Annotated in this window: 7 protein-coding genes; 1 reads left to right on the forward strand and 6 read right to left on the reverse strand. The window is 53.2% G+C overall.

Going from position 1 to position 6224, the window contains the following annotated elements; genetic code table 11:
- The 5 genes from pdxY to anmK form a co-directional block, all read right to left on the reverse strand.
- Positions 1 to 849, reverse strand: an 849-nt coding sequence (gene pdxY, locus Q7O77_RS13270) for a pyridoxal kinase PdxY (protein ID WP_304168124.1), incomplete at its 3' end; no start/stop codon positions are given.
- Positions 850 to 934: 85 nt separating this feature from the next.
- The gene (tyrS, locus tag Q7O77_RS13275) at positions 935 to 2212 is read right to left on the reverse strand and encodes a tyrosine--tRNA ligase (RefSeq protein WP_026740282.1); all 1278 of its coding nucleotides are present in this window, start codon (positions 2210 to 2212) and stop codon (positions 935 to 937) included.
- A gap of 214 nt (positions 2213 to 2426) precedes the next feature.
- Positions 2427 to 3128: a pyridoxamine 5'-phosphate oxidase gene (pdxH, locus tag Q7O77_RS13280; RefSeq protein ID WP_304168127.1), complete on the reverse strand. Its 702-nt coding sequence runs from the start codon at positions 3126 to 3128 to the stop codon at positions 2427 to 2429.
- 94 nt (positions 3129 to 3222) lie between these two features.
- Positions 3223 to 3429, reverse strand: a complete 207-nt coding sequence (locus Q7O77_RS13285; RefSeq protein WP_304168130.1) for an MliC family protein — start codon at positions 3427 to 3429, stop codon at positions 3223 to 3225.
- Positions 3430 to 3609: 180 nt separating this feature from the next.
- Positions 3610 to 4722, reverse strand: coding sequence for an anhydro-N-acetylmuramic acid kinase (gene anmK, locus Q7O77_RS13290; RefSeq protein WP_304168133.1), 1113 nt, complete (start codon positions 4720 to 4722; stop codon positions 3610 to 3612).
- A gap of 342 nt (positions 4723 to 5064) precedes the next feature.
- On the opposite strand from anmK, the gene Q7O77_RS13295 reads away from it, so the two are divergent.
- Complete coding sequence (locus Q7O77_RS13295; RefSeq protein WP_085652829.1) at positions 5065 to 5532, forward strand: glycine zipper 2TM domain-containing protein; 468 nt, start codon at positions 5065 to 5067, stop codon at positions 5530 to 5532.
- 143 nt (positions 5533 to 5675) lie between these two features.
- On the opposite strand, the gene slyA is transcribed toward Q7O77_RS13295, so the two are convergent.
- Positions 5676 to 6113: a transcriptional regulator SlyA gene (gene slyA, locus Q7O77_RS13300; protein WP_026740287.1), complete on the reverse strand. Its 438-nt coding sequence runs from the start codon at positions 6111 to 6113 to the stop codon at positions 5676 to 5678.
- Positions 6114 to 6224: the final 111 nt, after the last annotated feature.

Genomic DNA, 6224 nt, shown 5'->3' on the forward strand with positions numbered 1-6224 from the left:
GGCCTGGAAATGATGGCGAGGATGTGCGATCCCGTCCTGTGCCGCCACCAACTGCAGCTCGTACTGTTTCATTTCACTTGTCATGAGCATGACGTCGTACACGGCAGCCGTGGTGTGTTCCAACGCTTTCTCCAGCGCAACGCCTTTGAGCAAGTTCACCAACAGCAAACCGCTGGTCAAATCACCGACGCCCACGGGCTGTTTTTCGCCAAAATCCACCAGCGGGCGGCTGATGTGCCAGGCTTCCGTCGCCGTCACCAGCAGCATTTCGAAGCGGTCCTGACGGTAGGCCGCACGGCTCAAATGTTTCACCAGCACCAGTTTGGGGCCGCGCTGGCATAACTCGCGACACGCCGAGACCGCCTCATCAACGTTATGCACCGTGCGTCCGCTCAGGAGTTCCAGTTCAGGCAGGTTAGGCGCAATGGCGTCACTGACCAATAACGACTGGTTGCAGTGGAAGTCCGTCACGCCGGGGGCGACGATACAGCCTTTCTCAGGCGTCCCCATTACCGGGTCACAGAAATAGATCGCATTTGGGTTGGCCGCTTTGACCTGACGAACGATATCCAGGATGTGCGCGCCCTGCTCGGGTGAACCGATGTAGCCGCTTAATACCGCGTCACAGTCTTTCAGTCGGTCAATGTTGCTAATACCCTGCACAATCTCGGTCAGATGCTCAGCAGGCATGACGCAGCCGGTCCACTGTCCGTACTGGGTATGATTGGAAAACTGCACCGTGTTCAACGGCCAGACGTTGACGCCCATGCGACGCATCGGAAACTCAGCGGCACTATTGCCCGCATGGCCGAAAACGACGTGAGACTGGATCGACAGTATATTTTTCATGAACGATTGCTACCCTTGCCCCTGTGTTGCGATTTTTCCCGTTATAAAATAAATAAAGGGAGCATCATGCTCCCTTCAAAAACGATCAGGCTTTCCAGCAAACCAGACAGTAATGTTTCTTACCACGGCGCAACAGCGTGTAACGACCGTATAAACGGTCTTCATCACTGAAGGTGTATTCCGCATTGCTCTGCTTTTCACCATTTACGGAAACGGCGTTGGACGAAATCATCGTTCGAGCCTGACCGCGTGACGGCACCAGCTCAGCGCTGACCAGCGCCTGCTGAAGGTCGGCGCCTTTTTCCAGTTCGATAGTCGGCATACCGTCCTGCGCCAGCTGGGAGAAGTCTTCCGCCGTCATATCCTGCAACGCGCCGGAGAACAGGCTGTCCGTGATACGACGCGCCGCGGCCAAACCTTCATCGCCATGCACCATCTGAGTGACCAGCTCGGCCAGCACGTACTGCGCGCGCGGTGCTTTACCGCTGTTGCGGTCTTCTTCTTCCAGCGCGTTGATCTCTTCGATGCTCAGGAAGGTAAAGAATTTCAGGAAGCGATAGACGTCTGCATCCGCAGTGTTGATCCAGAACTGATAGAATTTGTACGGGCTGGTTTTGCTGGCATCCAGCCATACCGCGCCGCCTTCGGTTTTCCCGAATTTCGTGCCGTCAGCTTTTGTAATCAGCGGAACCGTCAGGCCGAAGACCTGTTTTTGATTCATACGGCGCGTCAGGTCGATACCGGAAGTGATGTTACCCCACTGATCGGAACCGCCGATCTGCAGCTCAACGCCGTGCGCGCTGTTCAGAGAGGTAAAGTCGTAGCCCTGCAGCAGGTTATAGGAGAATTCGGTGAAGGAGATACCCACGTCGTCGCGGTTAAGACGCTGCTTGACCGCTTCTTTGTTGATCATCTGGTTCACAGAGAAGTGTTTACCGATATCACGCAGGAACGTCAGTACGTTCATGGAGCCGAACCAGTCGTAGTTGTTGGCGGCAATGGCGCTGTTTTCGCCACAGTCGAAGTCCAGGAACGGCGCGACCTGACGTCGGATTTTTTCCACCCACTCGTTCACGGTGTCTTCGGTGTTCAACTTGCGTTCGGTCGCTTTAAAGCTCGGATCGCCGATCAGGCCGGTCGCTCCGCCTACCAACGCCACCGGTTTGTGGCCCGCCATCTGGAAACGTTTCAGGCAAAGCAGCGGAACCAGATGCCCCAAATGCAAGCTATCAGCGGTCGGATCGAAACCGCAATACAGTGCTATCGGCCCTTGCGCCAGTCGCTCTGCTAACGCTTCCTCATCCGTTACCTGAGCCACAAGGCCCCGCTCTTGCAATTGTTTTACCAGGTTACTACTCGCCATTGAGAACTCCATTTTATAGAAAATCGTGTCGTATCCCCGGCGTTCGGCTGCCGGGAAACGTACTGGTGCCATAATTCCAACCACGTTGGAACAAAGGATAACCGTCGAATCTGATGCTATACGATAAGCCGCCGATCGCTGTGCGCGGCAGAAAACGCCATAGAATAAAGCGCGGTTAGCGGGAGCGCCAGAGGCTTGTGCAGGTTTTCGTCCGCTACGGCGCGAGACGGTCTATTTGCCAGCCGTTTTCCTGACGTTGATAAAGAAAACGGTCGTGCAGTCGGTGCGTCCCGCCTTGCCAAAACTCCATGCTGTCGATATGCACGCGGTAACCGCCCCAAAAACTGGGCAGCGGCACTTCGCCGTGTTGAAACTTCTGCTTCAATTCCAGAAACTTACTTTCGAGGATACCGCGCGCGGAGATACGACTGGACTGTCTCGACACCCAGGCGCCGATCTGACTGTCTTTGGGACGGCTATTGAAGTATTTCAATACGTCCAGCGTCGGCAGTTTTTCCGCGTGGCCGATAACCGCCACCTGACGATCCAGCATCTGCCACGGGAAAAGCAGACTGATGCGAGCATTGTTGGCCAGCTGCTGGGCTTTGCGACTACCGAGGTTGGTATAAAACACCATGCCCTGACGGTCGAAATGTTTCAGCAGGACAATGCGTTGATAAGGTTGACCCGTTTCATCAACCGTGGCGACACACATCGCGGTGGGATCGCTCAACCGAGCGTCGCAGGCTTGCTTCAGCCAGCGTTCGAACATATCTAACGGATCTTCCGTCAGATCGCGACGATGCAGCCCGCCCTGGGTGTATTCGCGGCGTAAGTCCGCGATATCGATTTGAGCGGCAGAAGCATCGGGCGTTATCGCAACCGTATTACGTGAGGGTTCATTTTCCGTTGTCATTGCGTCCTTCCATCACACAAACGGGGGATTAAAGTAAAATCATTCTGCGCCCGCCGGGTGAAAATCTCAACGTTGATAGCCCCCTATCTGCCCGTTACTTCAGCACACAGTCACCGACGATCAGTTTGCCGTTTCGTTGGATTGTGGCCTGATTGCCGGTACGCACAAAGGTATAGTTATCATCGCTGTACCGTGCTCCCGCGCTATCCGCGACCTCTGATAATCGAAGCCGTTCGCCATCAAGTAAGAACGCGACCTGCTCGTGACCCTGCGTCTGTGTTTGAGTCACCGTCAGCGGCATCGTCCCACATTAATAGTGCATCACGTTGTCCTGAGCAGGCCTGAATTGACTACAGCCACTTACAAGCACCAGCGCCGTCCCCATCAGCCACATTCTGTTCATCGCTATCTCCCATCATGATTATTGGACCGGAAAGCAGTCTACCAACCGGTCGGATGGGATGAGCTCAGGAAAGTCCGATTAGTCGGACATTGCAGGATAGATCGCGCCCAATACCGTTTCCCGGCTAGCGCCGGTCACAGAGGGGAGATTTCCGGGCAAGCCCGAGAACGTGCGGTAGGCCAGCCAGGCAAAAGCCAACGCTTCCATGTCATCGCCGCTAATGCCAAAGGCATCAGTCGGGCTAACGGCAGTATCAGGCAACAATGCAGACAGCCGTTGCATCAAGAGTGGATTACGCGCCCCGCCGCCGCAAACCAGTAATCGTTGCACTCCTCCAGACTGCGTAATCTGCTGGGTGATACTGACCGCAGAGAGTTCTACGAGCGTGGCCTGAACATCGGCCGGTTTGATCTCAGGGAATGACGCCAGCTGTTGTTCAAGCCAACGTAGATTGAAATATTCTCGTCCCGTGCTCTTCGGTGCAGGCAGCGAAAAATAGGGATCGCTCAGCATTCGCTGCAACAATCCGTGATGTACTTTGCCGCTCAGCGCCCACACGGCGTCTTTGTCGTAATCGAGTGACTGATGCTGGCGAATCCATGCATCGAGCAGCATATTGCCGGGACCGGTATCAAAACCAGTGACCGGCTGGCCCGGCAGCAGCAGGGAAAGATTAGCGATACCGCCGATGTTAAGGATGGCGCGCCGTTCGCTATCGTTGCTCAGCAATGCGTGATGAAAAGCCGGGACCAACGGTGCGCCCTGCCCACCCAATGCCATGTCACGTCGACGAAAATCCCCCACCGTCGTGATACCGGTCAAGGCCGCAATCTGATTGTTATCGCCGATTTGCAGCGTACTGGGGGCCGGGCCTTGAGGCTCATGCCACACGGTTTGTCCATGGCAGCCGATGGCCGTAATGTCTTCCGCCCGCAGCGAAGTCTGCGCCAACAGCGTCTGAACCGCCTCGGCAAAGAGCCTCCCCAATTGCGTATCCAACTGCCCCACCGCTGACAACGTCACCGCCTGCCCCTGGCACATACCGAGAATCGCCAGTTTGATGACTTCCGGCATTGGGTGGCAATGGCTGGCGAGCTGAACCACGCGCCCTTCGCCTATCTCGGCCAGAACCACATCGACGCCATCCAGGCTCGTGCCTGACATGACTCCTACATATCTGCCTGACTGCATATCTGCTTACCTGCGCCTATAGTTAACAGTAAGTTAGTCTTATCGCTAACGAAGAGTCTTAGAAAAATAGTCAATCAAAAAAGCAGGTTACCTTTTTTGATGACATGAAATACAGTATTCCGATACCGTCATTCTGGGCAACACGCCTAAAATTGACAGAAATGATGGCTAAAGGGAGTTCTATCGGGAACTTTGTAGCGCGTTTATCATCAATTTAAGCGCGGTGTTTTAACTTAGTGTTTAAAGTGGAATGGCGCTCAGAACAGACCATAATTTAAACATACCCTTTTTTTTCGCCGGCACCCGGCTGTGCCAGCCCGACATAGTCATTAGGAGTTTTTTATGATGAAGCGTTTCATTGTCATTGCCATCGCAAGCGTCACACTGGCTGGCTGCGCAAACACCAGCACGTTATCAGGCGATGTCTACAGCGCATCGGAAGCCAAGCAGGTTCAAACCGTGACTTACGGTACGGTCGTTTCTACCCGTCCGGTCCAGATTCAGGCGGGTGAGGACAACAACGTTATCGGCGCAGTAGGCGGCGCGGTTCTCGGTGGATTCCTTGGGAATACTATCGGCGGAGGCGCAGGACGCAGTCTGGCGACGGCCGCGGGTGCGGTCGCAGGTGGCGTGGCCGGGTCGAGCATTGAAGGCGCAGCGAATCGGACTCAAGGCGTTGAACTTGAAATACGCCGCGATGACGGCAGCACCATTATGGTGGTTCAGAAACAAGGAAATACCCGCTTTTACTCAGGCCAACGTGTAGCCATGGCAAACAACGGCCGGACCCTGACAGTTTCCCCTCGTTAACGCTAAACAAACACAATCACCACCCATAGGGGTGGTGATTTGGCACTTCAATTAATTGTTGATAAACCGTTCAGCCAACTCTCGTCAATAAACGATGGCGCAAATAACTCTCTATTACTTATCCATTTTAGAAATGCATTTAATTAAGATTGGCTCTCATGTAATGACAGTATATTTTTTTCCAATCGAGATATAATTACCGTTAATTTATTTACTTCTTCTGGCGTAATGCCATCCAGTATTTCACTGCGCGTTTGTTGTATAACATCATTCACCGCCACAATGATTGGATCAGCCATTTCAGTCAAAAGAATACGCTTTGCGCGTCGATCGTGTGTACAAATATGTCTTGTGATCAGCCCTTTATCTTCCAGCTGGTCCAACGTACGGACTAATGAGGGCTGCTCAATACCAATCGCTTTCGCTAGCTGGATTTGAGACTGTCCGGGGGGCAGTTCATGTATATTATGCAAAGTGACCCAATGTGTCTGGGTCAAGTCCAAAGGCTTTAAACGTTGATCAATCAAAGCGCGCCAAACACGTACCAACCGAGCTAAATCAGATCCTAATGGCAATTCCATCACCTCTCCTTATAATTAGCAGACTAAGTTATATCCCTGGATTGCAACCATTTCTGATTTAATAGAAAAGAAAATAAGAAGTTAAATTTTGTTCTAAAAGCGCAAGAGATC

This window comes from Lonsdalea britannica (genome assembly GCF_946477055.1).
GTDB classification, from domain to species: Bacteria; Pseudomonadota; Gammaproteobacteria; order Enterobacterales; family Enterobacteriaceae; genus Lonsdalea; species Lonsdalea britannica_A.